This window comes from Peribacillus simplex, assembly GCF_001542915.1.
Lineage (GTDB): Bacteria > Bacillota > Bacilli > Bacillales > DSM-1321 > Peribacillus > Peribacillus simplex_B.
Map to the genome: position 1 here is coordinate 1 of NZ_LNNH01000018.1, position 24,971 is coordinate 24,971.

Consider the following 24,971-nt stretch of genomic DNA (forward strand, 5'->3'; position numbering starts at 1 on the left):
GACATGTGGAGCTGACTGATACTAATAGATCGAGGACTTAACCAACGCTTTAAAAAATGAAATACCTTCTTATTATCTAGTTTTGAAGGAATGAAAATTCCCTCTTGCATTTCAAAATCATATATGTTATGATAAGAGATGTACTGGAAAATGTTTATATGTTTGGTGGCGATAGCGAAGAGGTCACACCCGTTCCCATTCCGAACACGGCAGTTAAGCTCTTCAGCGCCGATGGTAGTTGGGGGTTTCCCCCTGTGAGAGTAGGACGCCGCCAAGCTGTAATCAATTTCATAAAGCATCATTTATACCGTCGCGGGGTGGAGCAGTCCGGTAGCTCGTCGGGCTCATAACCCGAAGGTCGCAGGTTCAAATCCTGTCCCCGCAATCATGAAAAAAACGAAACTTATGTTTCGTTTTTTTGTTTTATCCAAAATGCGAATAATAAGACCTTAACTTATTTGTTTCTTCTTTTGAAACAAGGTAAACTACATATAGAGCTCTTTGACCATCGTGTTAAATATCGTTTCTGGTTCACGTCAAGATCCGGATGATGATTTTGCTAATAATGATAAAAGGTGATTGATATATGCAGCATGTTGAATGGATTTCTCAAAATGAAGAAGAAACGGCGCAGTTTGCACAGAAGCTGGCCCAAAGGCTTTCAAGCCGTGATGTATTGGCCTTGGAAGGCGACTTGGGTGCAGGGAAAACGGCATTTACCAAAGGCCTGGCCAAAGGGTTAGGCGTTTCCAGAACGGTAAACAGCCCAACTTTTACGATTATAAAGGAATACATGGGCCGATTGCCTTTATTTCATATGGATGTATACCGGGTTAGTGAATCCGAAGAAGATTTAGGATTCGATGAATATTTTGAAGGTGATGGTGTGACTGTCGTTGAATGGGCACATATAATAAAGGATCAGCTTCCAGATGAAATCCTGACCATCTATATTTATCGTCTCGGTGATACTAGCAGGCGGATTGTCCTGGAACCTAAAGGTGACCGGTATGTAAAGTTATGTAAGGAGATTATTTGATGAAAGTTTTAGCGATAGATACATCGAACTTCACATTAGGGGTCGCCCTTGTGGATGGCAATCAGGTAATTGGAGAGTACACGACAAATTTGAAGAAAAATCATTCAGTTCGGGTCATGCCGGCCATTGAAACGCTGCTTAAGGATTGTGATACCGCTCCAAAGGAATTGACCAAGATAGTGGTCGCCAAGGGGCCAGGCTCTTATACAGGAGTAAGGATTGGTGTGACGATCGCCAAAACTTTGGCCTGGACGCTTCAAATACCGTTATCAGGCGTTTCGAGTCTGGAAGCATTGGCCGCTAATGGACGCCATTTTAATGGGCTGATTTCTCCCTTGTTCGATGCAAGAAGAGGGCAGATTTATACCGGTCTATATGAAATGGACAATAATCTGTTAAAAACGGTGATGGAAGATTGTAATATCCTATCCTCTGAATGGGCGAAACGATTGAAGGGATTGGATCGTCCCATTTTATTTGTTGGCCAAGATGCAGATATCCATCGGGAGGCAATCACGGACTCACTGGGCGAATCAGCCGTATTTGCCCCGATACAGTCCTTCAACTCAAGACCAAGCGAACTGGCTTTCCTTGGCCTTAACAAGACGGAAGAGGATATTCACAAGTTTGTACCGAACTATATACGCATGGCGGAAGCAGAAGCTAAGTGGCTTGAACAGCAGGGGAAATAAAAAAGAAAGCGACCGATTATTATGAGTAAAACAATGACGTTCCGAAAGATGAAAACGGAAGATATCGACCAAGTGCTGCACGTGGAAACACAGTCCTTTACTCTGCCTTGGAGCCGGGAAGCTTTTTATAATGAATTGAATCATAATCAATATGCCGTATACATGGTAATAGAGGACGAGGGGAAAATTGCCGGTTATTGCGGTGCATGGATCGTCATCGATGAATCGCACATCACCAATATTGCCATTCTGCCCGAATATCGAGGGCAAAAGCTTGGGGAAGCCTTGCTCAGGAAGATGGTTGAGATCTCCATTGCCATGGGTGTGGTGAGGATGACTCTTGAAGTTCGTGTCAGTAATGTAGTGGCCATTACACTTTATGAAAAGCTAGGTTTTCAAAAGGGTGGAATCCGGAAGAATTATTATACAGATAATCTAGAAGATGCTTATGTTATGTGGGTGAATTTTGCATGAAAACAGATCAACTTATATTAGGAATAGAAACGAGCTGTGATGAAACCGCGGCTGCGGTCATCAAAAATGGAACAGAGATAGTAAGCAATGTCGTGGCTTCACAAATAGAAAGCCATAAACGTTTTGGCGGGGTCGTCCCTGAAATAGCCTCGCGTCATCACGTGGAGCAAATTACGATTGTAATTGAAGAAGCCCTGCTCCAGGCAGGTGTGAGCTATGAAGATTTGGATGCGATAGCTGTTACAGAGGGCCCTGGTCTGGTAGGGGCACTCCTGATAGGTGTGAATGCGGCTAAAGCGGTGGCTTTCGCCCATGGACTCCCGATTGTAGGGACACACCATATTGCCGGCCATATTTATGCGAATCGGCTTATTCAGGAAATTGAATACCCTGCATTATCTTTGGTCGTTTCAGGCGGCCATACCGAATTGGTCCTTTTGGAAGAACCGGGCTCCTTCAAGGTGATAGGGGAGACGCGTGATGATGCAGCAGGGGAGGCCTATGATAAAGTGGCACGGACCTTGGGGCTTCCTTATCCAGGCGGTCCGCATATCGATAGGCTTGCCCAAATGGGTTCACCTTCATTGAAGCTTCCCCGGGCGTGGCTGGAAGGCAGCTATGACTTTTCCTTCAGTGGATTGAAATCCGCCGTGATCAATACTTTGCATAATGCAGAACAGCGCGGGGAAAAGATTGAACCTGAAGATTTGGCTGCCAGCTTCCAGGCGAGCGTAATAGAAGTTCTCGTCGTGAAGGCTGTGAAGGCTGCCAAAGAGTACAATGTTAAACAGGTATTGCTTGCAGGGGGAGTTGCTGCGAATAAAGGGCTAAGGGAAGCGTTAACGGAGGCATTTTTGGAGTTGCCTATCGATCTATCCATCCCTCCCCTTTATCTTTGCACGGACAATGCGGCGATGATCGGTGCTGCTGGAAGTGTAATGTTCGAAAAGGGTAAACGCTCCGGAATGGATTTGAACGGAAACCCTGGATTGGATATAGAAATGTTTTAAAGAATGAGAAGACAGGATCCCCATTGAGGGATCCTGTTTTTTGCCCCGTTTTATTAAAAATAGAATATTCTGTGGATAATTATTTTGGGGAAATCGAACGTCATGTGTATAAACAGGTGATTATGTGGATAAGTGGATATGTTTCTGTGGATAATGTGTATAACTCTAATTGTTCGCTAGTGAATGGTAATTGTTTTGTTAACAAATATGTGGATAACTTTAATTGTCTTTTTCATTCAAAAAGAAAAGACCGAGTCATCAGACTCTGGTCTTTTGTCATTCTTCCAGTTCCGCCCATTCCTCGAGGAGCTGGTCCAATGTTTCTTGGGCTTGATCGAGCTTTGTTTGGACCTCCATCACCTTTTCGTGGTCCTGAAAGACATTTGGGTCGCAAAGGAGTTCATTGTATTCGTTTATTTCGGCTTCAAGCTGCTCCATGGCCGCTTCGATTTCCTCTATCCGCCGCTTTCTCTGCCGTTCAGCCTTTTTAGCTTCCTTATCGATCTTGTAATTCGTTTTTTCGACAGCCACATCTACGATTTTCGCTTGATTTTCCTGTTCAAGCGCCTTGATCTCCGCTTGCTCTTGTTTTTTCTCTACATAATAATCATAATCACCAAGGAATTCCTCATTGCCTTCCTTGGAGAGCTCGATGACCTTGGTGGCAATTCTATTTATGAAATAACGGTCATGTGAGACGAAAAGTATCGTTCCCGGATAATCGATCAACGCATTTTCAAGCACCAATTTACTGTCGAGATCCAAATGGTTCGTGGGCTCATCCAGTATCAAGAAATTCCCTTTCTCCATCATCATCTTGGCCAGCGCCAGCCGGGCCTTTTCCCCGCCGCTTAAAGTGGACACGGTTTTCAAAACATCGTCCCCGCTAAAAAGGAAATTCCCGAGAACCGTGCGGATATCCTTTTCCGGTTTAAGGGGATAGTCATCCCATAATTCATTGAGTACGCGCTTATTGGAAATAAGGTTGGCTTGTTCTTGATCGTAGTAGCTGACCTCGACGTTCGTTCCGAAACGGAAAGATCCGGCACGTGCAGGCAGCTTGGAGATGATCGTCTTCAGTAATGTCGATTTTCCAACCCCGTTCGGACCGACTAGCGCTATGCTTTCGCCTTTCGTCATCCGCGAGTTAATGTTTTTGGAAACCGTTTCATCTTCGTAACCGATCGCCAAATCCTGAAGGTGGAGCACTTCGTTTCCGCTTTGCTTCTCAATCTGGAATGAAAAATTGGCGGATTTCTCATCACCTTGCGGCTTGTCCAGCACGTCCATCTTTTCAAGCTGTTTGCGCCTGCTTTGCGCCCTTTTCGTGGTCGACGCCCTTGTGATGTTCCGTTGGACAAAGTCGCGGAGCTTTTCGATTTCCCCCTGTTGTTTCTCGAACAGCTTCATGTCCCGCTCATAATCCTCGGCTTTTCCCTCCAGGTAGGAACTATAATTCCCATAATACTTTTTCATATTATTGCGGGAAATTTCATAAACCTGATTGACCACTTTATCGAGGAAATAACGGTCATGGGAAACGATGAGGACAGCGCCTTGATAGCTCTGTAAATATTGTTCAAGCCATGAGAGGGTTTCGATATCCAAATGGTTCGTCGGCTCATCGAGTATCAATATATCCGGTTTCCTTAGCAACAGCTTCCCTAACGCAAGCCTCGTTTTTTGGCCGCCGCTCAATGTGGAAATCAGGGTAGAGTAGTCAAAGTCTGCAAACTGAAGGCCATGCAATACGGAACGGATATCCGCTTCATACTGATAACCGCCCTTTTCCTTGAATGCGACCATCAGTGCGTCATATTCGTTGAGCACCTTTTGGTACACGGCTTCATTTCCAAAGATATCAGGCTTGGCCATATCCGCTTCAAGGCGGCGCAGCTCCTTCTCTTGATCCATAAGATCCTTGAATACGGTCAGCATCTCATCCCAGATGGTCAGCTCGGATTCAAGGCCGGTATCCTGTGCCATGTAGCCGATCGTGACACCTTTTGGCTTGATGATTTCACCGCCATCATGCGATAGCTGGCCGGCTATGATTTTCAGCAATGTGGATTTACCCGCACCATTCCGCCCGACAAGTGCAATTCGATCTTTATTCTGAACTTCGAGCTTCATGTTTGATAAAATAAGTTCAGCTCCGTAATATTTTGATAGTTGATTGATTTGTAATAAAATCATAGTTTCACCTCAATTGATTATTGTTAGTGTAACGTATTATAGTTATTATCGGCAATAGCTTGGTTCCGGGCCAAAACAAGCTGTTACATAAAGTGGAATAATAGTGTATTATTTAGGAGGGGTTATTTAATGGCAGACTTGACGCATTTCAATGATCAAGGCAGGGCAAAAATGGTCGATGTGAGTGCCAAGCCGGAAACGACCCGGACGGCCACGGCTCGATCGAGCATTATGGTGAACGATGAAATATATGAAGCGATCACCAACCAGAAAATGAAAAAGGGTGATGTTTTGGCTGTCGCCCAAGTTGCGGGAATCATGGCCAGCAAGAATACGTCCAATATCATCCCGATGTGCCATCCCATTGCACTGCAGGGGGTCAATATAGCCTTTGATTGGGAAAAGGAACCAAAGGGATATAGACTTGGGATTGAAACGGAAGCCAAGACCAAAGGGAGTACAGGTGTGGAAATGGAAGCGTTAACAGCTGCATCCGTGACTGCCCTTACTGTATATGATATGTGTAAGGCCTTGGATAAGGGTATGGTAATCGGGCCTACATTCTTAGTCGAGAAAACCGGTGGAGTATCCAGCAGCGATTATAGAAGACAAGTAAATCAAACAAATAGAGATTGAAAAGCATGTGTGAAGGCGGGGAAGAATGATGAACCATGACCCAAAGATACCGCAGGCAACTGCAAAAAGGTTGCCACTGTACTATCGATTTTTAAAGAACTTACACTCCTCAGGAAAACAAAGAGTTTCCTCGGCAGAGTTAAGCGAAGCTGTAAAAGTGGATTCTGCCACCATTCGCCGCGATTTTTCCTACTTTGGCGCGCTTGGGAAAAAAGGCTACGGCTACAATGTCAATTATTTATTATCCTTCTTCAGGAAAACCCTGGATCAAGATGAGCTGACGAAAGTCGCTTTGATCGGGGTAGGGAATTTAGGGACTGCGTTCTTGAATTACAATTTCATAAAAAATAATAATACAAAGATCGAAATGGCATTTGAAGTTTCTGAAGACAAGGTAGGGAAGCAAATAGCTGACGTGCCGATTTATCATATGGACCAAATCGATACACTATTGCAGGAAAATAATATCACGGCTGCTATCTTGACAGTCCCTGCACAAGTGGCCCAGACGATTACCGATCGCCTGGTCAAAGCGGACATTAAAGGGATATTGAATTTCACCCCTGCGCGGCTGACGGTGCCGCCATCCATAAGGGTGCACCACATTGACCTTGCCGTGGAGCTCCAATCGCTCATCTACTTTTTGAAGCATTATCCGGTAGTGGAGGAAGCGGCATTAGAAGAATGAAAAAACGCTGCACATTTGCAGCGTTTTTTTATTTTTTCTTATTTTTTTGCGCTGCCTTGATCTTAAAATGGATCATGATCATCCGTAAGCCCGATCCAAAATCAAGCGTCGCGATAAGGACAAGTATGTAGGCGAAGATGCCCCATCCTGACGAATTGACGGTTTGGACCGCAATCGCCGTAAAAAGGACACCTAAGCCTGCATAGATGATTCCGATGAACAAGGGTGACTGTCGTTTCATAATAAACCTCCGATGAAGGCTTGAGCAGTATCCAGCATCTTCTCAATTTGCTCGCGATTCACGACTTGAAAGATGACGACAAGCGTATTCATCGCAATATGTGCGCTCATGGACACGAGGATGCGGCCTGTTTTCGCATAAAGAAAAGCAAAGGTAAAGCCCATTGCCGTATATAAAAGCAGATGCTCCAATTCACCATGCGCCAAGCCGAAAATAACCGAGCTAAGTACAGCGGAAATGAAGAAGTTAAAGCGTTTATGAAGTGATCCGAAAATGATCTTCCGGAAAATGATTTCTTCCATGATTGGTCCGAGTACTGAAGTGACGAAAATGACCATGGGGACTTGGGAAATGATTGCAATGAGTTGCTGCGTATTTTCCGATTCAGGCTCCACACCAAGATTTTGTTCAATGATCCCAGCGACCGCTTGAGCAGCCAGGGCCAGGAACACACCGCCTATCGCCCACAATATCGATTCGGAAACGGGAGCTTGGTTGCTTGTGTCCATCTTTTCCTTCATATCTTTTCTCATTAAAAAAAGAATCAAGGCTAATGCAACGAAAAAGCTGAATACGATCCAGTATGCTGCAGACTTTTGCTCAAGTTCATCAGCAGGCATTCCGGTTGAAGTCCCAATCAGCATGAAGATGGGTACCCCGACAATACTGGATAATTGCATGGCAATGTAAGTGATGATGACGAACCAATATTCTTTTTTCAAAGATGAAAACTCCTTTTATTTAGTCGCCCATTTCGCCTGAAAACGTTCCTGACAGGGGAAAATCGATAAACGCATACTCCAAAATGGTATCAAATAATGAGGCAGAACACCACTCAAAGGTACCCCTGCAAAAACATTTCCGTATCTAATCATTATGTTAATGTAGTATACCCGGAATTTATCAGAAATTAATAAAAAATTTTCGATAAGATACTTGCAAAAAAGGCTCGGTTTATTTAATATTATAAATGTGTTAGCACTCGATGATGAAGAGTGCTAATAATCATGAAGCACATTATCAAGAGAATATGAGGAGGTTGTTTCACTTGTTAAAACCATTAGGTGATCGCGTTATTATTGAACTAGTTCAATCTGAAGAGAAAACGGCAAGCGGTATTGTTCTTCCTGATACTGCAAAAGAAAAGCCACAAGAAGGTAAGGTAGTAGCAGTCGGTACTGGCCGTGTCCTTGAAAATGGCGAACGTGTTGCTTTAGAGGTTGCCCAAGGCGATCTAATTATCTTCTCAAAATATGCAGGTACTGAAGTTAAATACGAAAATACTGAATACTTAATTTTACGTGAAAGCGACATTTTGGCTGTAATCGGCTAATTATACATCATACTTAACTGAACGAAAAATTTTCTTAAAATTTTAGGGAGGTACTTAAAAATGGCTAAAGAAATCAAATTTAGTGAAGAAGCACGCCGCTCCATGCTTCGTGGTGTGGACGCACTTGCAGATGCAGTTAAAGTAACGCTTGGACCAAAAGGCCGTAACGTGGTTCTTGAGAAAAAATTCGGTTCACCGCTTATCACGAATGACGGTGTGACGATCGCTAAAGAAATCGAATTGGAAGATGCATTCGAAAACATGGGTGCGAAATTGGTTGCTGAAGTAGCAAGCAAAACAAACGACGTAGCTGGTGACGGTACTACGACTGCAACGGTTCTTGCACAAGCGATGATCCGCGAAGGTTTGAAAAACGTTACAGCTGGTGCGAACCCAATGGGTATCCGCAAAGGGATCGAGAAAGCGGTCAACTCTGCCATCGCAGAATTGAAAGCCATTTCCCAACCTGTCGAAAACAAAGAATCGATTGCACAAGTTGCTGCCATCTCTTCAGCTGATGAAGAAGTGGGCCAACTGATTGCGGAAGCAATGGAGCGCGTTGGTAACGACGGCGTCATCACAATCGAAGAGTCGAAAGGTTTCACAACAGAATTGGACGTAGTAGAAGGTATGCAGTTCGATCGCGGATATGCCTCTCCATACATGGTTACTGATTCAGATAAAATGGAAGCAGTCCTTGAAAATCCATATATCTTGATCACTGATAAAAAAATCACGAATATCCAAGAAATCCTTCCTGTACTTGAGCAAGTCGTACAACAAGGTAAACCGCTATTATTGATTGCTGAAGATGTAGAAGGCGAAGCGCTTGCAACTCTTGTTGTGAACAAACTTCGTGGAACATTCAACGCTGTTGCGGTTAAAGCTCCTGGATTCGGTGACCGTCGTAAAGCAATGCTTGAAGACATCGCAGCTCTTACAGGCGGCGAAGTAATCACTGAAGAAATCGGTCTTGACCTTAAATCTGCAACAATCGATTCATTAGGCCGTGCGTCTAAAGTGGTTGTTACAAAAGAAAATACAACGATCGTTGAAGGATCTGGCGATACAGCGCAAATCCAAGCTCGTGTAAACCAAATCCGTGTTCAATTGGAAGAAACGACTTCTGAATTCGACCGTGAAAAATTACAAGAACGCCTTGCTAAATTAGCTGGCGGCGTAGCGGTCATCAAAGTCGGTGCAGCTACAGAAACAGAACTAAAAGAACGTAAACTTCGTATTGAAGATGCATTGAACTCCACTCGTGCCGCTGTTGAAGAAGGTATCGTAGCCGGTGGTGGTACAGCACTTCTTAATGTATACAATAAAATCGCTGAAATCCAAGCGGAAGGCGACGTAGCAACAGGCGTGAAAATCGTCCTTCGTGCAATCGAAGAGCCTGTACGCCAAATCGCTCACAACGCTGGACTTGAAGGCTCTGTAATCGTTGAACGCCTAAAAGGCGAAGCGGTAGGCACTGGCTTCAACGCAGCTACTGGCGAATGGGTCAACATGATCGCATCCGGTATCGTCGATCCAACTAAAGTAACTCGTTCAGCTCTACAAAACGCTGGATCAGTTGCAGCCATGTTCCTAACAACAGAAGCTGTTGTTGCTGACAAACCAGAACCAGCAGGCGCTGGCGGCATGGGCATGCCTGACATGGGCGGCATGGGTGGAATGGGCGGCATGATGTAATCATCGCCTAAAACCCTTGGTATATAGGGGTTTGTAAGGTGGAGATTAGTGAAATGCTAACTTTTTGCTAACTTTCAGTTTTTGAAACAATTTTACTTCACCAATTAGAGGAGACCTTTCGTAAGTTCACTGAACTTATGGGAGGTCTTTTCTTCGATATTTTTTGTCATATGAGCGTAAATGTTCATCGTCGTGTTTATATCTGTGTGCCCTAATCTTTCTTGAATCTCTTTTACGCCTGCCCCAGCTTCAATGAGAAGGGATGTATGAGTATGTCTAAAGCTGTGGGGGGTAATATGCTTGTCTACTTCCAAATGCTTCATTAAACGCTGTAAACGCAATACCATTTGCTTCATAACCCTTGGGTGCCCGATGTTTTCAGCAAAAATGAAATCGTGATCCTCATATACTAACCGTTGTTTCATTTTCAATTCCATCTGCTCACGCTTGTGTGCTTTGAATAAGGCGACAAGTCCATCGTCAATCATGATTGTGCGGATTGACTTTTTTGTTTTTGGGGTTAGGAGTTGATAACCTGTACTTTTGTTATTTGGATTATAGTATGTTTTGGTGATTCTTATAGTTTTCTTAGTAAGGTCCAGGTCTGTCCATTTTAATGCTAACATTTCGCCTAAGCGCATACCGGTATATGCCAAAGTAGCAAAACATAGATAGTCTAGATATAATCCTTGTTCTTTTGTGATACGTAGAAAGGTTCTCAGTTCATTTAACTCAAGAAACTTTCCCTTAACCTCGTCTTCCTCGATATCCTCAACAGTCACATGCTTTCTGGGCATGACAAAACCATAGGTTGGATTTGTCTTTATCAAGTCTTGCCTGATAGCATGCTTGAAGATCATGTTTCCCGTCGTATGAATACTGTCAATATAGTTAGGGCTAAATTGTTTGCTTAATTCATCTATGCGAGTTTGGTACATATGCCTTGTAATCTTTTTCAAAGGAGTATTTTGCCACGAAGAGACAAGGTGTTTCATCGCTATCTTGCGCGCTCGAACGCTACTGATTTTTACTTGGTGTTCATAATAGCTTAACCATTCAGTAGCAAATTCTTCAAAGGTTATGTTGCTTTCCTGAAACACTCCACCGTTTGCTATAGCATCTTCTACCTTGTTAGCAGCAAGTTGTGCCTCTTTTTTTGTTTTAAAGCCGGATTTAGTAATTTGTCTCCTTTTGCCGGTCACTGGATCTTTTGCGACGTTAACCATGTAAGCCCATCTGTCACCACGTTTTAAAATGTGCGCCATTAGTTCACCTCCCTTCAATTAATCATCTAGCAGCAATTCAAGCATTGTTTTAACTTTTTCAATTTCTATTCTAGTTAATACGCGATCTTTATAAAAAATATCATTGGTATCTTGTGTTATCAAATGATGTAAATTAAAGAAATTGCTCTTCAATTCTTCTTCAGTGTATCTCACATATTTTTCCGAACCATTTTCATCTGTCTTTTTATATACAGTTTTCACATTAAAACAAATATTTGTGAATTCTTCCTCGTTGGTTGTAGGGAATTCGTTTGATGTTGCCATATAGCCAGCAGCTCTCATCAATATGAAATAATCAACACCTAAGCCATTCGCGATTTTTTTAATCATGTCAGGTTGTGGAGTATCCCTTGAACCATTTTCAATTTGTGAAATGTAAGATTGGGAAACGCCAGATTTTTTACTTACAGTATTAATGGTCATCCCATTTTCCATTCTTATTTCTTTTATTTTTTTACCGAATGGACTAATTGCTCTCATTATTTAACCCCCCCTATTAAAAAAGTATAAAACCGTTATTTAATAAAATCTTCAATCAAAGAAAGATAACACAATAACACAATAACACACAAGTGAAATAATTTTATACACACTTGCAATAACATTTTGGTTATTATATCATGTTTAGTAACAATCTGTTAAATGGTTTTTTATTACTTTTAATGATTGTAAAAATAGAAGGAGGAGTAGTTATGATTACTTTAGAGATTAACCAAGAACAGTTGAAAGAGTTGTATCTAAGAAAAGTGGAAGAGCGTCTTGAGGAACTTGAGGCAGAGGTGTTTTTTATGAATTCTAAACAACTAACGTCATATCTCAATATGTCTTGGAATTCAATTTGTACGCACCTTTTATACGAAGAGAACTTTCCTAAAATTCGCCTCGGGAGTAAATGGTTGTTTAAAAGAAAGGATGTTCAAGAATATATGGAAAAATACTACGATAATGTGAGAAATAATGGCGGAGATATTCTGAAATATAAAAGGAAAGGATGAATGTTGTTGTGAGGAGAAACATGCAACCTGATGCAAAGAAAAAAGGCCCATTAGCTCATTGGGGTGAGTTAATAGGCATGAAAAAACATTACACTATTATTTTAAATCGTATCACTCGTTTTATCAATCAAATATGTGAAGCAGGGGGGAATCATCATGTTACACAGCTCTTACGTACAAGAGGTTGAAATGATATTCCCGAACACAAATATTATAAAATGTCTGGGTTACTCGAATGGAAATACTCATTACAGTACAGCGAAAAAGCCACTTGGCTCATATATTAATAGAGAGAGCTTAACTGAAACAGAGATTAGAGACCACCTAGCAAGGGGAGGGTGGATCGGTGCTCTAGTACCAAAAGGATTTATCGTTATTGATGTCGATGATGTAGAACACGGTTCTTATCTAATCAAACTTTTAAAGGGAGAAAGAGTTCGACATCATTTAATTAGGACCCCGCGAGGCTATCAGTTCGTGTTTAAGGCGTCATCAATATCAAACAAGCAAGTTAAAATGATTAGTCGATTTTTTACATCACTCGGAATACTTATTGATACACGTGTTGGAACAACGAATAGCTTTATTGTGTTTCCGAGCCAGAATACAGAAAAACGCTTTATTGTTGAGGTTGCAGAAGATTTAGACGAGCTTCCTGTTTACTTAAGACCAGTATGGAATGCCCAGAAAACCAAAGACTATTACTTTGCGATTCCAATGGTAAATGGGTCTCGTAACCAATCACTTTATGACCTTGGAAGACGACTTAAATCTATAAATGTTCCATTAGACCAAGTGAAACAAAGCATGCTATTAATCTATAAATATTTCTGTATTGACAAGGATCGAAGTTATACATGGGAGGACGTTAAGGCCTCAATAGATAGCATCGCCAAGTTAGAACAAACCTCAAGAAAAAAGGAAGAACCTTTAGAAGTAAATAATATCTTTCAATCGTTTGAATTTAAGCTTCCTGATCCTTATCTGAAAAAAGAAGGTTCACTCTACAAAAAAGAAATGAAAAAAATTGATGGTAAATTACAAGAAGTTAGCACTTTTGTGAGTCGGAATGTACCTTACATTACTAAATACTTAGAGCACCTAGAGAGAAGCGAAATATACTATGAAATTTGCTGGAATAACATGGGGAGAGACTTTAAGGAAACAGTTGCAGCCAGCACAATTGCTTCAAAACGTGAGATTCTATCTCTAGCTGATAAAGGACTAAGTTGCAATGACTCTAATTCCAAACATTTAATAGAATACTTTGATCTGTTCATAGCAAAAAACGATATTCCAACAGTACAGATTGTTAATCGGCTTGGGCAGATTAAAGGAAAATTCATTCACCCAGTAATATCAAATGAGATTCAGGTACTACCAAATGATGGGGGAGAACTTCAACTACATGAATCTTTTAGGGTAAAGGGGACTGTTGATAGTTGGATCAAAAATGTTTTTAATTTGGTTAAAAATCATCCGAAAGCAGTTCTTCCTATCCTTTCTTCATTTGCTTCTGTGATTTTGCACGAATTTGATATGAAACCTATTGTTATTGATGTATCAGGGACATCAAGTAGTGGGAAAAGTGGCCTTCTTAGAATGTGTGCATCTGTATGGGGTGATCCTGAAAGATATCTTGGAACATTCAATACTACACTCGTAGCTGTTGAAAGAAGATCTACCTTTTTAAACTCATTTCCTCAAATCCTGGATGATTCAAACGGTGCGAATGAAACTAAAATGATACAACCAATGATTTACCAATACGTTAATAATACAGGAAAGCAAAGAGGAAGCTTGAATGGCAGTCAATACACGGATTCATGGAATTCTTTAATGATTACTTCTGGAGAGAATGAGATCGTAACATATGCAAACGCCCAAGGAGTTCCTGCCCGCGTCATACTAATTTCAAACTTTTCATTTGAAGGAGAAGACCATGATTATTTGAGGAAAGTGTATGATTCGTTTCGAGATAATTACGGAGCAATCGGAATAGAGTTTTTAAAAAGATGGCAGGAAAATCGAGAGCACTATATGAAATATTTTAAAGCATATGAAAAACAATTTTTAGAAATTAGTTGTGATAATAATATTTTAAAGCGGTTATCAAGACATTACTCTTTCATTGTATTTACAGGAAGAGTGTTAAATGAGATGTTTAAAAACGAATCTATTGAAATAAATTTGAGGGATTTAGAAGAACTCTTTGTTGAAATGTCTAAAACAAATAAGGCAATGGACTTGCCAATTGTGGAACTACAAAATGCTTTGGAGGATATTGATGCAAATCGTAATAAACTGTATGCAGATTACGAGCCACAGGGAACAATCAACGCTTTTTTCCATAATGGAGATTTTTACTTTGCACCTGCTTATTTAAAACAACGGTTAGGACTCAACGAAAAGCAAATTCGCTACCTATGGATGAAAAGAGGACTGACTGACACATTTATCAATAAAGACAATGAAGTCGATTACAAAGTCATAAAAAAAAACAAGCGATCGTTTAGAGGCGTATTAGTGAATAGGGAGATCATTGAGCAATTGGGATTCAATTTCAGTTAAACGGATTGGATGATTGGATGGCGTTACAATGGTTACACATAGTTACAAGTTAATGTAGCCCATTAAGTATTGATAGACCGTGGATTGAAGCCGTTTATATAAAATAGTTACAAGGGTTACAGAGTTATATGTTTAGTATATTAATCTAATGTAATTTTATTATTAGTTAATAGTCCGGTATGTAAAAATATATGTAACTCTGTAACTGGACAGAATAACACCAGTTAAACAGTTATACAGTAGGGATTATAGTGTTACATAGCATTGTATCTGAAAAGGAAATAATGTAACTGTTTTTCTTCTTTTTTATTTAAAATGACAAGGGGGAAACTAATGAATAAGAATAAAGAAGATAATTATAAAACAGTTAGGATTAACCCAAAGGAATATCGTTTTCTAAAAGACTGGGCATATTTTAGTGAATCTACAATTATAGATAGAATTTCGTTTCTAATTAATAACTACAAAAAAGATCTTTTATTAGAAAAAGAGAACACAGTAAAATCAATATACTTTCTCAACAAAGAACATAAGGATAAATTTATAGCATATCTAATGACTTTTCCTTTCTGTTCGTATGAAAATAATTATTTACTAGCTTTTTACACTAATGCAGCAGCAAATATTTCCACTAAAGAAATTATAGAACCTATGAGTTGGACAGGGGGATGGAATAAAGAAAAAACCATGTTCACTCAAAGTGAAAAATTTTTAGCAATGGAAAAAGAAGAGCAACAATTTGTTGATTTTGCTATGACTCTCTATGATCATCCAGATCCAGCTAACATCATCAAAAAGCTTGCAGATATAGAACCAGCCAATTTACCTTTAGCACAAGCAATGATTAGACTTAGATTAAATGGGCTTGGAATATAAATGGAATAGGTTTATAGGAAAAGGGTTGCAAAGGACGACGTAAGGAATTGTCTTTGATTCACTCCCGACATGTGCCACTGACTTCGTGTAGGCCTGGTAAGGGGAAATGGGGGGCATCCTATTCATTCAAAGATTCTGAAATCGATGGTTTGATATCTCTTTACTAATCGGATCTGACTTTTCCTTTTGTTGTTTGGCTTCCCTCTTTTATAAGCCCTTCCCTCTCTCAAAAGTGAAAATACGTACCTTTTACTTATGTACCTGAAATCGTAAGTATTCCGGCAGGTTGATAGATATATAAATATTCATAATTGTGGCCATGCTGTAATTATCAAACCATATATAAAGGAGGAGCTTTAATCATGGCAAAACTAGTGGTAAACGTGTCAAAGAAAGAGGGCTTGGAGCTGCTGAAGAAAATAAAAAATCATTCAGAGAAAAAAGGATATCCAGGAAAATGAAATACTCCGATGAATTCTTTGTTTTTCGGATAGAAGATGCAATTTTTTTCATTACCCAACACTCCATCCATTGTAGAAAGTCGTCTGAGGTGCCAATGAATAAGGAATGAGATCTATTTTAAATTTACTTATAACAGCATGAACAACTCCAGATATTAAACTGTAATTATGAGAAAAGTGAATATTTATTCCTGATTGGTATTAACCATATATGTGCATCACAGAATTCGCTTTTAAAACCAGACCCAACACTAATTAACCAAGAATAGATAAAGCAATCAAAACCCTTAATAGAACCTGTAGGCGTCCACATTGGACTTTGAGGAGTACTATGCAGAGATGTCATTAGAGGATTTGGTATAGACGAAATCCTGATCACAACTAATTCTGCTTCAAGTAACGGATGGTTTAACAAGGGGTTGATGCAGCAATCCTTTTTCTTTTAGCACTAACGGGGCAGATTAGTTGAACAATAATCGTAAAGAATATAAAAAATCCTTTAAAACTGATTAAGAGACTTGATTATAATAGAGATGGAAATGAAACTTGGAATCATAGGTGGTAAAAAAATTTGAAGTGGAAACTGGTTGCATACGGCAATATTCATTGTATTCCTCTTTCTTAGTCTGTATCTTGATAAAATGGATATCTCTTATTGGCTTAAATCATTTTATATTGTAGTTGTAGTTTTGTGCATTAATTTTCCTTTATCTAAAATTAAATTCCTTCAGAAACTGGTAACAAAAAAGGCTGGTCCACTTTGATTACAGTATAAAGTCGCATACATGATAACGTTTGCTCCTTTGTGCATGTTATAATCAATTTATTAGAAGTCTTAAGAGGTGAATACTTTGTACGAAAGTTTATATAATACGTTAAAGACTGCAAAAAATAAATGGGAGAATGAAGAGGAACTCAGAATTAGTTGGATTAGAGCCCTTTCCGATTCGCTTGGCATAGACCTTCAAGCAGAAAGAGATCGTAATGACTCTAGCTATAATGAGGTAATTATAGAATTTAAATCAAAAGGTTTGTTTAAAGGAAAAACAACAAGCCGTTCTTTTAAAGAGGCAATTTATGACCGTTTGAAACCCTATATCGAGAAAAAGGCAAAAGGTGAGGGGTTAAGTGAGGGAGATTATATAGGTATTGCAATTGACGGTGAACATATTTGTTTTGCCAAAATGTTGGACGGAGAAATCATTCATGACGAATTATTACCGTTTTCGCTTGAGTCAGTAACTATGGTGGCTACTGCCTTTAAGGATTCTTTTAGAAGAGCTGTTACGGCAAAAAACTTGGTGGAAGATTTTGGTTTGTCATCTGACACTGGACATGAATTGATGCAAGCATTGTCAGATGCTTTATCTATGAATTTGTTGGATAGAAAAAACAACAAAATAAAGATGCTTTTCGAGGAGTGGCGAACGCTTTTTGGTCAAGTCGCTGATTTAACCAGCACACAAATAAATGGTATTAAAAAATCCATCGGTTTTAGTGTTTCTCCGAACCTCCCAGCTCATCTTCAAATTCCCGCTAGTCTTTTTGTTATCCATTCTTATAATTCCTTGATCATCAAATTGCTGGCTGCTGAAATAGTTTCTGCACATGGAATGACATCTAAAAAAGTATTTGCACAGACTGCTGCTACTTATGACGATGAGAGACTAATGCGTAGCTTCAGCCAAGAAATTGAAAAAGGAAGACTTTTTGAAGCAGCAGGTATTAGTGGTTTTGTTGAAGAGGCTATCTTCAGCTGGTACTTAGATGCCTGCCAGCACAAAGCAACTAGGGAAGTAATTTTGTCTTCTTTACGTAACACACTGATCAAAATGTCTTTTTATCGGACAGACGTGCTTGTAGAAGCAAGAACCCAGGATGTTCTAAAAGGGTTTTATCAAGCATTGGTACCTACAGAACTAAGGAAATCACTTGGGGAATATTATACTCCTGATTGGCTTGTGGAGTTTACATTAGATAAATTTGAAGACCTTAATTGGCTTGGAAGTCGTTTCTTAGATCCTACATGCGGATCAGCATCTTTTTTACTTGGCTTAATCAAGAGGATTAGGAAAGAGGCTGAGAATGAGGAGTTATCATCGCGCCAGACTCTGCAATTAATAACAGAGAATGTGTGGGGTTTCGATCTCAACCCATTAGCTGTTCAAACGGCAAGAGTAAATTATCTTATTGCAATTGCTGACTTGTTAAAGATGTCACCTGGCCGAAATGTAGAAATACCAATCCTTATGGCCGATGCTATTTATGCTCCATCGGATGATCCAAAAAGTGATGAAGAAGTAGTAACTTATTCAATTGGCAGCCAGATAGCGAATTTAACAGTACAAATCCCAAAATCCTTAGCGTTTGACCGTAAAAGGCTAGACAGAGTATTCGAGATAATGGGCGAACAGGTAGAGCAGGATGTAGAGTTTGAAAAAGTGCTAGGACGTCTGGTAAGAATCAAGTTATTAAGAGAAGAAGAGGCAAAAAGTTGGGAACAACCGTTAAAGGCAACTTACAATCGTATTTTAGACTTACACAGAGAAAGTTGGAATGGTATATGGTTCCGTATCATAAGAAATTTCTTCTGGTCAGCTAATGCTGGTGAATTTGACGTTATTGTCGGAAATCCACCTTGGGTCCGCTGGTCCAAATTGCCAGAACTATATCGTAAGAGAGTAAAACCAACATGTTTGCAGTATGATATATTCTCAAGCACTCCATATCATGGGGGCAATGAGTTAGACATATCAGGAATGATAACATATACAGTAGCGGATAAATGGCTAAAAGAAGATGGTTATTTGGCATTTGTTATTACACAGACGCATTTTCAATCTCCGTCATCTGAAGGATTCCGAAGCTTTAGAATCAATGATGAGGAAATGCTTGTCCCGATTTCTATTGATGACATGAAAGAATTAAAACCTTTTAACGATGCAGCTAACAAAACGGTGGTTGCTCTTTTTAAAAAAGAATTACGAAGCAGCATCGATTATCCTGTCCCATATAATATTTGGAGGGCGAGAACTGGCTCCAAGAGAACAATTCTTCCATATTTGCCTTTAAATAAAGTGTATGAGCAAGTTCAAATGTTTGAGATGGAAGCAAATCCAGTAAATGAAGAGAAGTCACCGTGGGCTGTTCTTCCTCCAGGAAGATTTAAGGATATGAAAAATATCACTGGGAAGGGTGGTTGGATTCAAGGGAGAAAAGGAATTACTGCAGACCTGAATGGGGTTTACTTTGTTAATATAGTTGCAGTGAACGATGAGGATGGTTTGGTACAAATAGAGACTCGGCCAGAATCAGGAAAAAAAGATATTGGTCCAAAAAGTAAGTATTGGATTGAACCAGGCATGCTACACCCATTGATAAAAGGAGCAAGCGATTTTAAAAAGTTTAAAGTTCAGCCGAAAAATGACCTTTACGTACTTCTGCCTAATGAGGGTATTAAAAAAGAACACTTTGAAACAAGTGAAGAGCTTTTAGATACAGAGTACCAACTTACTAAGCGATATTTCGCTGATTTTAGAGATTTGCTTCTGCAAAGATCTACAAGAAAGCTTTACTTAAAGGACAAACCGTACTATGGGGTATACAACGTTGGTGAGTACACTTTTGCACCATTTAAGGTTGTTTGGGCAGAGCAATCAAGCAAGTTTGTTTCTGCTGTAGTTACAGAAAAAGATGTTCCTTTGGTTGGCAGTAGACCTTATATCCCGGATCATAAAGTATTTTTCGTTGACTTTGAAGTTGCTGAACCGGCGTATTATTTGTGTGGCTTACTTAATTCTAAATTAGTCAGAGAGTTTGTAGAGAGCCATAACATTGCGATACAAGTGGGGAATATTTTTAAACACATGAACTTACCATTCTTCGACCCTGATAATGAGCAACACGTTGCTCTTGCCGACTATGTACAAGAGGCTCATTCTTCAGGTCTTACAGAAGGGTTGGAAAATGTTATCCAAGAACTGTCTGATTCCATACTTGGACTATAAATAGGAAGGCTATTAAAAGTCTGAGAAGCTTAGTTGCTTGCTCAGACTTCCTTTTCTAGTACCCATCATTCGGATGCAACGAATACCAGGGCGGCCACAGGTGGCCCTTTTTTCTTGAAACGTTCAGAGCATTTTATACTCTGAACGTTTTTCTGTTGCTTTATAACGAAGCAATATCTTCTGGACGAATAATCGTATTTTTGATGAACATCAAAGATCTCGTGTTCCCTACACGCTCAAGATAATCCTTGAAACCTTTTACTAATTTCTTCATCTCTTCCACATCGGAAATGCCAAACATGAGTTTAACACTTTCAAAGAACCTTTTCGATTTCAGTTTTGCCATGAATGAAATCCTTTCGTTGGTAAAATAAGGGGCTGTAGGCGGATTCCAGCTAAAATAATCATTCAATTTATCGAATGAGCAGCTTAGGAAATATAACAGAAAATCGGCCTGAACTAGGTCGGCAGTTGTTATCCCCTTATAGTTGGCTCTGTCTAAAATCAATTGTCCTGAGTTTGATATATATCTCTGGCCGGTTGACGGGTTTGGAGATTCTTCTATAAGTCTAGGATAACTATTAAAAATCCCAATCGATCCGTCCAATTCTCTGCCGGTATCATTCAACACGAAATAATGGTTATTGACTAAATCCCTTATAGTTGTATATTTTCTATATTTATACAATAGGGTTATCGTGTAGATCATCAGTTCGGTAACGAAGAGTTTCATATGGTCGAACTGATTTTCGGAATAAAGAGAGCCGTTTTGTTTTGTGTAAATGATAGGGTATAACGATTCAAAAAAATTAATAATCAGATCAACATCAACTGTTTCTGATTCCCTTATATAAAACTCTATAAATTCAATATAGACATTTCGAAGTTCCACGGTTTGATGCAGGCTGTTATAGATAGAATTTATAAGTGAGTCAGTATTTGAAACGGTAATGGCAAATGAGGCAAAGTCCTCTTTAAACGTCTCGCTGAATTCCTGGGTATAGATATCGATGTTTCGGGGCCTTTTTTCTACATTGTGCCGAAACCTACTCAGTGCCCTTCGGCTCTCCAATGCTGTTTTTTTTTCATCTTGTAGGAGAAAAGACGGGGCTTTCCCCCTTATTGGCCGGACATATTCTGGTTTCCCATACAAATTCCGCAGTAATTTTTCATATCCATCTTCATAACTTTGCTCGGAAGACATGTCAATATATTTTGTTCCCTTAAGGTAGGTGGGGATATACGCTTCCCCATCAACACTTCTTTGGGTGATAATTGGGATGAATTTCGTCTGCTTCACATCTTGATAGACTTCATTTGAAATAATGACAGTCTCGGTCCCCACTCCACCTTCAAACCCATCAGCCTTTTTAGCATACTTTTCATCACAAATAACCAATACTTTTGTAATAGTGGGGTCATTAACGCTTCTTTGCATAAAAGCGTTCAGGTTTTGCCCTTCGGTGCTGTCCCATTTATCGATAACTACTGATACCCCATTACTTTCCAGCCTTTCTGCTAGCTCCAGTACCCATTTTTCATGTTCTGGACTAGACCAGGCATAGGATATGAACAACTTGTCTGCGTTTAATTCTTCCATCATACCCAATCCCCCATAAATTTATCAGATTATAATAAATTGAATTGCTATTATTTTCATTTCCAATTATGGCTTTCCTGTATACACCGTTCACTTTTTGGGTTATGGATTCCCCTATTCTTCCATTCTTATTTTATATCTTTATGAAAATGGCAGCAAGCTAAATTAATACCTCCTTTTTCAATTAACGGGGCAGCATTCCGGTAATGAATGAAAATAAGACTTGTTCACCAAAAGACCTCATGTTATCCCAAAGCTCGACAGCAAAGGACAAATACATCAAAATGGGAACTAATTGTGGAATTAAATTTCTTTAATTTAGGCCTAAATCAAACATAACCTTTCGTTACTTCCATTAAATGTTAGATTGTGTTAGAAGAGAGTTTTTTGTTATTTCATCAAAAACTTTTGTTTGTGATGATTAAGTAACTATCCCTAGACCAAACAACATAAAAAAATATTTCAGAGCCATTGAAGTATATCCTATAATGATTAATTTAGGTCGATGTAAAATCCCAATCATATTAAGAGTTTTTTAAGAACACTTGCTATCTTAGGTAGCTTTTTTATTTTTCCTTAATTTTCTACCAAGAGATTTTTATTGGTGATAAAAAAATTAGAAATGGTAAACGCTAGTTTGAAAAATCTAGGAAGACCATCATGATTTAGATCGTGATAATGATGGAATGGCTTGTGATTGGTATCCTTGAGGTACTGATTAGATGTTGTTAATAAGATTATTGGATTGTTTCCTTCTTATGTAACTAACGGGGCAGGATAGTTGAAGAGTACTGTTTAATCTTTGTTCAACAATTGGGCCAGAATGTTGAGTAAAGAAATGGTTGTTTTATGTTAAACTAAAAGAAAGGTAGGATTAGTTAATAAAGGTAAAAAGTGTAAAGTTATAGCGTTTTAGACTAGGTTTCTATGAAAGGTGTGAATATAATACATGTCATATCAAGTTCTAACAGATTCTGACGTTTTGAGATTGACTAGAATGAAACCCGTCATTGAGGCAATTGAGCGCGTTTTTCGTGAACAAGCAAACGCAACCCTTGTTTCACCACCTCGATTTCAATTGGAGACGGAGAATGGAAACTTAGTTTTCACTGCTGGAGCCGCAACGGAGACTGAAAAAGTTATAGGCTTTCGAGTTTACGATACCTATTCAAACGATCATTCGGGTCACGAACAATTGGTATCTGTGTTTGATTCCGTGACAGGAGTATTCAAAGGCGTTATTATTGGCAATTCACTTGGTGCCCTTCGCACTGGCGCAATTGGGGGAGCTGCCATTAAAGCCATGTCTCGTTCAGATGCTGAAAAGCTAGCGATAATTGGAACAGGTATACAAGCTCGTACTCAGTTAGAAGCAGCTATAGCTATTCGTGATATCAAACGGGTTGTGGTTTACAGTCGTAATGATATAAATCGAAAGAAGTTTGCCGAAGAAATGTCTGAAAAACTTGATATGGATGTAATTCCTATGGATTCCCCCAAAAAGTGTGTGGAGAAGGCAGATATCATCATCTGTGCTACAAATAGTCGTTCACCAGTGATCGATGCAGATTGGTTAAAACCGGGTGTACATATCAATACTGTTGGACCAAAATCGATGAATGGGCATGAGCTACCCATAGAAGTAGCTGGTAAAAGCTCCGTAATTACTACAGATTCCCTTGAACAGTTATGTGCCTATTCAACACCTCACTTCTTAGCCAATACTCCTTATGAGCAGAATATTGTACAGCTTTCGGACATCATAACTGGAAAGACACCGGGCAGAACTTCAATCAATGATGTTACATTGTTTTGTTCCGTGGGACTTTCTGGCACTGAAGTGGTTGTCGCACATGAGATTATGAACATGGCTGAAAAGTAAGCGAGGAATCTTCCTCGCTTTTCTTAATGAACTAACACAGGTGCGTGCGATAGCTGAAGATTGGAGCTGTCTTTAAGGTAGCTTTTTCTTTATGGAACTAACGGGGCAGGATAGTTCCATAAGGTATTAAAAAAAGATGAAGAAATAAGAGTAAGCATCCTTTCAAGGGTGCTTTTTATCTGGATATAGGATAGTATTATTTTTGAAACTACATACTTTTAAATAAGTGGTGATATAGAAAATGTCAAATATTTATGTGTCTGACCAACTAGAGAATGCTATTGATTTTCTAGAGCAAGCAGGTTCTTATTATAGAAAATATGGTTACAATCATAGGTTTAAATGGGTTTGTATCAGTTTACATGGAGCACTTTATGGTTTTGCTGTTACTTATGTAAAGTCGGGAAATCCTCTAGATACAATTTTTAAGAACACTGAAAAAGAAACAAGTAAATGGCGCTTGTTGAGTATCATGGAAATATTGAAGTTGTGTAAGAAAGAAGAATTGATACAAAGTGTTAATGGAAAAGTTCTAGTTTTAACAGAGAAGCAGAAAATAGCTATTGAAAGATTAAATGAATATAGAAATTCATTTTCTCATTTCGGTGCAAGTGGATACTCTGTAATAGGAACAATTGACGAAATTGTGGAGCCTGTTCTTGAAGTAATAAGGTATTTAATATTGGAAAGCAATAGAATTATTTGCTCATCAAATAAAAAAGTAAAAATAGAACGAACTTTATCTTCATTTGAAAACGAAGTGAAAAATAATATTTAAGACATCCACTTTGGGTGTCTTTTTATTTTGCAAATAGGAATGGCTGAAATGAGAATTGCTGATCACTTATCAGATAAACACCAACTGAGTAAGATAGAAGACTTAAGAAGAAACGTAAGTCTAAATCTAAGCCTAAACAAACGGGTGCAAGAGTTTATGATAGTTTATGATTCAGCTGCCATTTTGTCGACTTTTCTTATTGAAGTAACGGGTGCGTTAGCTGAAGATCGGAGCTGTCTTTAAGGCAGCTTTTTCTTATGGAACTATAGGGGCAGTTTAGCTGCATAAGAAATGGTATAATTTAGAGAAAAATAGGGTGGAGTAACGGATACAATAGAGGGTTTAGCAGATCTGAATTATAGCAACTTTTTTGTTGTGCTGACAGTTCAGTGTTATGCAATAACAAAGAAGTAGAGAGAGGGATGTGGAATGTCGTTTATAAAAAAATTGGTTATTTGTGTGACATTCTTCAACAAATACACCTAATTTAGTTAATTCTAAAATAAAT

21 protein-coding genes, 1 tRNA gene and 1 rRNA gene are annotated in these 24,971 nt (G+C 39.2%); 17 read left to right on the plus strand and 6 right to left on the minus strand.

What is annotated here, in order from left to right; all coding sequences use genetic code 11:
• The first annotated feature begins 161 nt into the window (after positions 1–161).
• The 6 genes from rrf to tsaD all read left to right on the plus strand — a co-directional run bounded on the left by rrf (position 162) and on the right by tsaD (position 3,215).
• Positions 162–277, plus strand: a 5S ribosomal RNA gene (gene rrf, locus AS888_RS10440).
• 34 nt (positions 278–311) lie between these two features.
• Positions 312–385, plus strand: a tRNA-Met gene (locus AS888_RS10445).
• Between the two features lie 201 nt (positions 386–586).
• A complete protein-coding gene (gene tsaE / locus AS888_RS10450; protein ID WP_061142101.1) occupies positions 587–1,039 on the plus strand; it encodes a tRNA (adenosine(37)-N6)-threonylcarbamoyltransferase complex ATPase subunit type 1 TsaE in 453 nt (150 codons plus the stop codon).
• Positions 1,039–1,731 carry a tRNA (adenosine(37)-N6)-threonylcarbamoyltransferase complex dimerization subunit type 1 TsaB gene (gene tsaB / locus AS888_RS10455; RefSeq protein ID WP_061142102.1) on the plus strand — a complete coding sequence of 231 codons (693 nt, stop codon included), beginning with the start codon at positions 1,039–1,041 and terminating at the stop codon, positions 1,729–1,731. The genes tsaE and tsaB overlap by 1 nt, the downstream gene beginning before the upstream one ends.
• A 21-nt stretch (positions 1,732–1,752) precedes the next feature.
• A complete protein-coding gene (gene rimI, locus AS888_RS10460) occupies positions 1,753–2,205 on the plus strand; it encodes a ribosomal protein S18-alanine N-acetyltransferase (protein WP_061142103.1) in 453 nt (150 codons plus the stop codon).
• A complete protein-coding gene (gene tsaD / locus AS888_RS10465; RefSeq protein WP_061142104.1) occupies positions 2,202–3,215 on the plus strand; it encodes a tRNA (adenosine(37)-N6)-threonylcarbamoyltransferase complex transferase subunit TsaD in 1,014 nt (337 codons plus the stop codon). Before rimI ends, tsaD begins: the two co-directional genes overlap by 4 nt.
• 276 nt (positions 3,216–3,491) lie before the next feature.
• Here the strand turns inward: tsaD and AS888_RS10470 are convergent, their stop codons facing one another.
• Positions 3,492–5,411 (minus strand): ABC-F family ATP-binding cassette domain-containing protein, encoded by a 1,920-nt coding sequence (locus AS888_RS10470; protein WP_061142105.1) that lies wholly within the window; start codon positions 5,409–5,411, stop codon positions 3,492–3,494.
• A gap of 129 nt (positions 5,412–5,540) precedes the next feature.
• On the opposite strand from AS888_RS10470, the gene moaC reads away from it, so the two are divergent.
• Together moaC and AS888_RS10480 are read left to right on the plus strand one after the other, a co-directional pair.
• Entirely contained in the window at positions 5,541–6,047 is a 507-nt protein-coding gene (gene moaC / locus AS888_RS10475) for a cyclic pyranopterin monophosphate synthase MoaC (protein ID WP_061142106.1), read from the plus strand.
• A gap of 25 nt (positions 6,048–6,072) precedes the next feature.
• On the plus strand, positions 6,073–6,735 hold the full coding sequence (locus tag AS888_RS10480; protein ID WP_057915804.1) for a redox-sensing transcriptional repressor Rex: 663 nt from the start codon (positions 6,073–6,075) through the stop codon (positions 6,733–6,735).
• Between the two features lie 28 nt (positions 6,736–6,763).
• Here AS888_RS10480 and AS888_RS10485 read toward each other — a convergent pair whose 3' ends face one another.
• Both AS888_RS10485 and AS888_RS10490 read right to left on the minus strand, forming a co-directional pair.
• Positions 6,764–6,976 (minus strand): YdiK family protein, encoded by a 213-nt coding sequence (locus AS888_RS10485; RefSeq protein ID WP_061142107.1) that lies wholly within the window; start codon positions 6,974–6,976, stop codon positions 6,764–6,766.
• Complete coding sequence (locus AS888_RS10490) at positions 6,973–7,698, minus strand: CPBP family intramembrane glutamic endopeptidase (RefSeq protein ID WP_061142108.1); 726 nt, start codon at positions 7,696–7,698, stop codon at positions 6,973–6,975. The genes AS888_RS10485 and AS888_RS10490 overlap by 4 nt, the downstream gene beginning before the upstream one ends.
• Before the next feature lie 326 nt (positions 7,699–8,024).
• Here AS888_RS10490 and groES point away from each other — a divergent pair, with 326 nt between their 5' ends.
• Both groES and groL read left to right on the plus strand, forming a co-directional pair.
• On the plus strand, positions 8,025–8,309 hold the full coding sequence (gene groES / locus AS888_RS10495) for a co-chaperone GroES (RefSeq protein ID WP_061142109.1): 285 nt from the start codon (positions 8,025–8,027) through the stop codon (positions 8,307–8,309).
• 60 nt (positions 8,310–8,369) lie between these two features.
• Complete coding sequence (groL, locus tag AS888_RS10500) at positions 8,370–10,007, plus strand: chaperonin GroEL (protein ID WP_061142110.1); 1,638 nt, start codon at positions 8,370–8,372, stop codon at positions 10,005–10,007.
• A 104-nt stretch (positions 10,008–10,111) separates the two neighbouring features.
• On the opposite strand, the gene AS888_RS10505 is transcribed toward groL, so the two are convergent.
• Positions 10,112–11,272 (minus strand): site-specific integrase, encoded by a 1,161-nt coding sequence (locus AS888_RS10505; RefSeq protein WP_061142111.1) that lies wholly within the window; start codon positions 11,270–11,272, stop codon positions 10,112–10,114.
• Positions 11,273–11,290: 18 nt separating this feature from the next.
• Positions 11,291–11,773 (minus strand): helix-turn-helix domain-containing protein, encoded by a 483-nt coding sequence (locus AS888_RS10510; RefSeq protein WP_061142112.1) that lies wholly within the window; start codon positions 11,771–11,773, stop codon positions 11,291–11,293.
• 212 nt (positions 11,774–11,985) lie between these two features.
• Here AS888_RS10510 and AS888_RS10515 point away from each other — a divergent pair, with 212 nt between their 5' ends.
• The 5 genes from AS888_RS10515 (at position 11,986) to AS888_RS10530 (ending at position 20,203) form a co-directional block, all read left to right on the plus strand.
• Positions 11,986–12,288: a DNA-binding protein gene (locus tag AS888_RS10515; protein ID WP_061142113.1), complete on the plus strand. Its 303-nt coding sequence runs from the start codon at positions 11,986–11,988 to the stop codon at positions 12,286–12,288.
• A 20-nt stretch (positions 12,289–12,308) separates the two neighbouring features.
• Positions 12,309–12,476, plus strand: coding sequence for a hypothetical protein (locus AS888_RS26430; protein ID WP_155645455.1), 168 nt, complete (start codon positions 12,309–12,311; stop codon positions 12,474–12,476).
• Positions 12,445–14,859: a DUF927 domain-containing protein gene (locus tag AS888_RS10520; protein ID WP_061142114.1), complete on the plus strand. Its 2,415-nt coding sequence runs from the start codon at positions 12,445–12,447 to the stop codon at positions 14,857–14,859. The genes AS888_RS26430 and AS888_RS10520 overlap by 32 nt, the downstream gene beginning before the upstream one ends.
• A 333-nt stretch (positions 14,860–15,192) precedes the next feature.
• Positions 15,193–15,735, plus strand: coding sequence for a hypothetical protein (locus tag AS888_RS10525; protein ID WP_061142115.1), 543 nt, complete (start codon positions 15,193–15,195; stop codon positions 15,733–15,735).
• Positions 15,736–17,047: 1,312 nt separating this feature from the next.
• Entirely contained in the window at positions 17,048–20,203 is a 3,156-nt protein-coding gene (locus AS888_RS10530; protein ID WP_061142116.1) for an Eco57I restriction-modification methylase domain-containing protein, read from the plus strand.
• Between the two features lie 160 nt (positions 20,204–20,363).
• Here the strand turns inward: AS888_RS10530 and AS888_RS10535 are convergent, their stop codons facing one another.
• Positions 20,364–21,806, minus strand: coding sequence for a toll/interleukin-1 receptor domain-containing protein (locus tag AS888_RS10535; RefSeq protein WP_061142117.1), 1,443 nt, complete (start codon positions 21,804–21,806; stop codon positions 20,364–20,366).
• Positions 21,807–22,752: 946 nt separating this feature from the next.
• Here AS888_RS10535 and AS888_RS10540 point away from each other — a divergent pair.
• On the plus strand, positions 22,753–23,685 hold the full coding sequence (locus AS888_RS10540) for an ornithine cyclodeaminase family protein (protein WP_061142118.1): 933 nt from the start codon (positions 22,753–22,755) through the stop codon (positions 23,683–23,685).
• 241 nt (positions 23,686–23,926) lie between these two features.
• Complete coding sequence (locus AS888_RS10545; protein WP_061142119.1) at positions 23,927–24,463, plus strand: hypothetical protein; 537 nt, start codon at positions 23,927–23,929, stop codon at positions 24,461–24,463.
• Positions 24,464–24,971 lie beyond the last annotated feature (508 nt).

Excerpts from the sequence above, each read along its gene's own strand:
- AS888_RS10540 (WP_061142118.1), top strand. The coding sequence starts at position 22,753 with ATGTCATATCAAGTTCTAACAGATTCTGACGTTTTGAGATTGACTAGA.
- AS888_RS26430 (WP_155645455.1), top strand. The coding sequence starts at position 12,309 with ATGCAACCTGATGCAAAGAAAAAAGGCCCATTAGCTCATTGGGGTGAG.
- moaC (WP_061142106.1), top strand. The coding sequence starts at position 5,541 with ATGGCAGACTTGACGCATTTCAATGATCAAGGCAGGGCAAAAATGGTC.
- AS888_RS10525 (WP_061142115.1), top strand. The coding sequence starts at position 15,193 with ATGAATAAGAATAAAGAAGATAATTATAAAACAGTTAGGATTAACCCA.
- AS888_RS10520 (WP_061142114.1), top strand. The coding sequence starts at position 12,445 with ATGTTACACAGCTCTTACGTACAAGAGGTTGAAATGATATTCCCGAAC.
- rimI (WP_061142103.1), top strand. The coding sequence starts at position 1,753 with ATGAGTAAAACAATGACGTTCCGAAAGATGAAAACGGAAGATATCGAC.
- tsaD (WP_061142104.1), top strand. The coding sequence starts at position 2,202 with ATGAAAACAGATCAACTTATATTAGGAATAGAAACGAGCTGTGATGAA.
- tsaE (WP_061142101.1), top strand. The coding sequence starts at position 587 with ATGCAGCATGTTGAATGGATTTCTCAAAATGAAGAAGAAACGGCGCAG.
- AS888_RS10485 (WP_061142107.1), bottom strand. The coding sequence starts at position 6,976 with ATGAAACGACAGTCACCCTTGTTCATCGGAATCATCTATGCAGGCTTA.
- AS888_RS10510 (WP_061142112.1), bottom strand. The coding sequence starts at position 11,773 with ATGAGAGCAATTAGTCCATTCGGTAAAAAAATAAAAGAAATAAGAATG.
- AS888_RS10515 (WP_061142113.1), top strand. The coding sequence starts at position 11,986 with ATGATTACTTTAGAGATTAACCAAGAACAGTTGAAAGAGTTGTATCTA.
- groL (WP_061142110.1), top strand. The coding sequence starts at position 8,370 with ATGGCTAAAGAAATCAAATTTAGTGAAGAAGCACGCCGCTCCATGCTT.
- AS888_RS10470 (WP_061142105.1), bottom strand. The coding sequence starts at position 5,411 with ATGATTTTATTACAAATCAATCAACTATCAAAATATTACGGAGCTGAA.
- AS888_RS10480 (WP_057915804.1), top strand. The coding sequence starts at position 6,073 with ATGATGAACCATGACCCAAAGATACCGCAGGCAACTGCAAAAAGGTTG.
- AS888_RS10505 (WP_061142111.1), bottom strand. The coding sequence starts at position 11,272 with ATGGCGCACATTTTAAAACGTGGTGACAGATGGGCTTACATGGTTAAC.
- tsaB (WP_061142102.1), top strand. The coding sequence starts at position 1,039 with ATGAAAGTTTTAGCGATAGATACATCGAACTTCACATTAGGGGTCGCC.
- AS888_RS10535 (WP_061142117.1), bottom strand. The coding sequence starts at position 21,806 with ATGATGGAAGAATTAAACGCAGACAAGTTGTTCATATCCTATGCCTGG.
- AS888_RS10545 (WP_061142119.1), top strand. The coding sequence starts at position 23,927 with ATGTCAAATATTTATGTGTCTGACCAACTAGAGAATGCTATTGATTTT.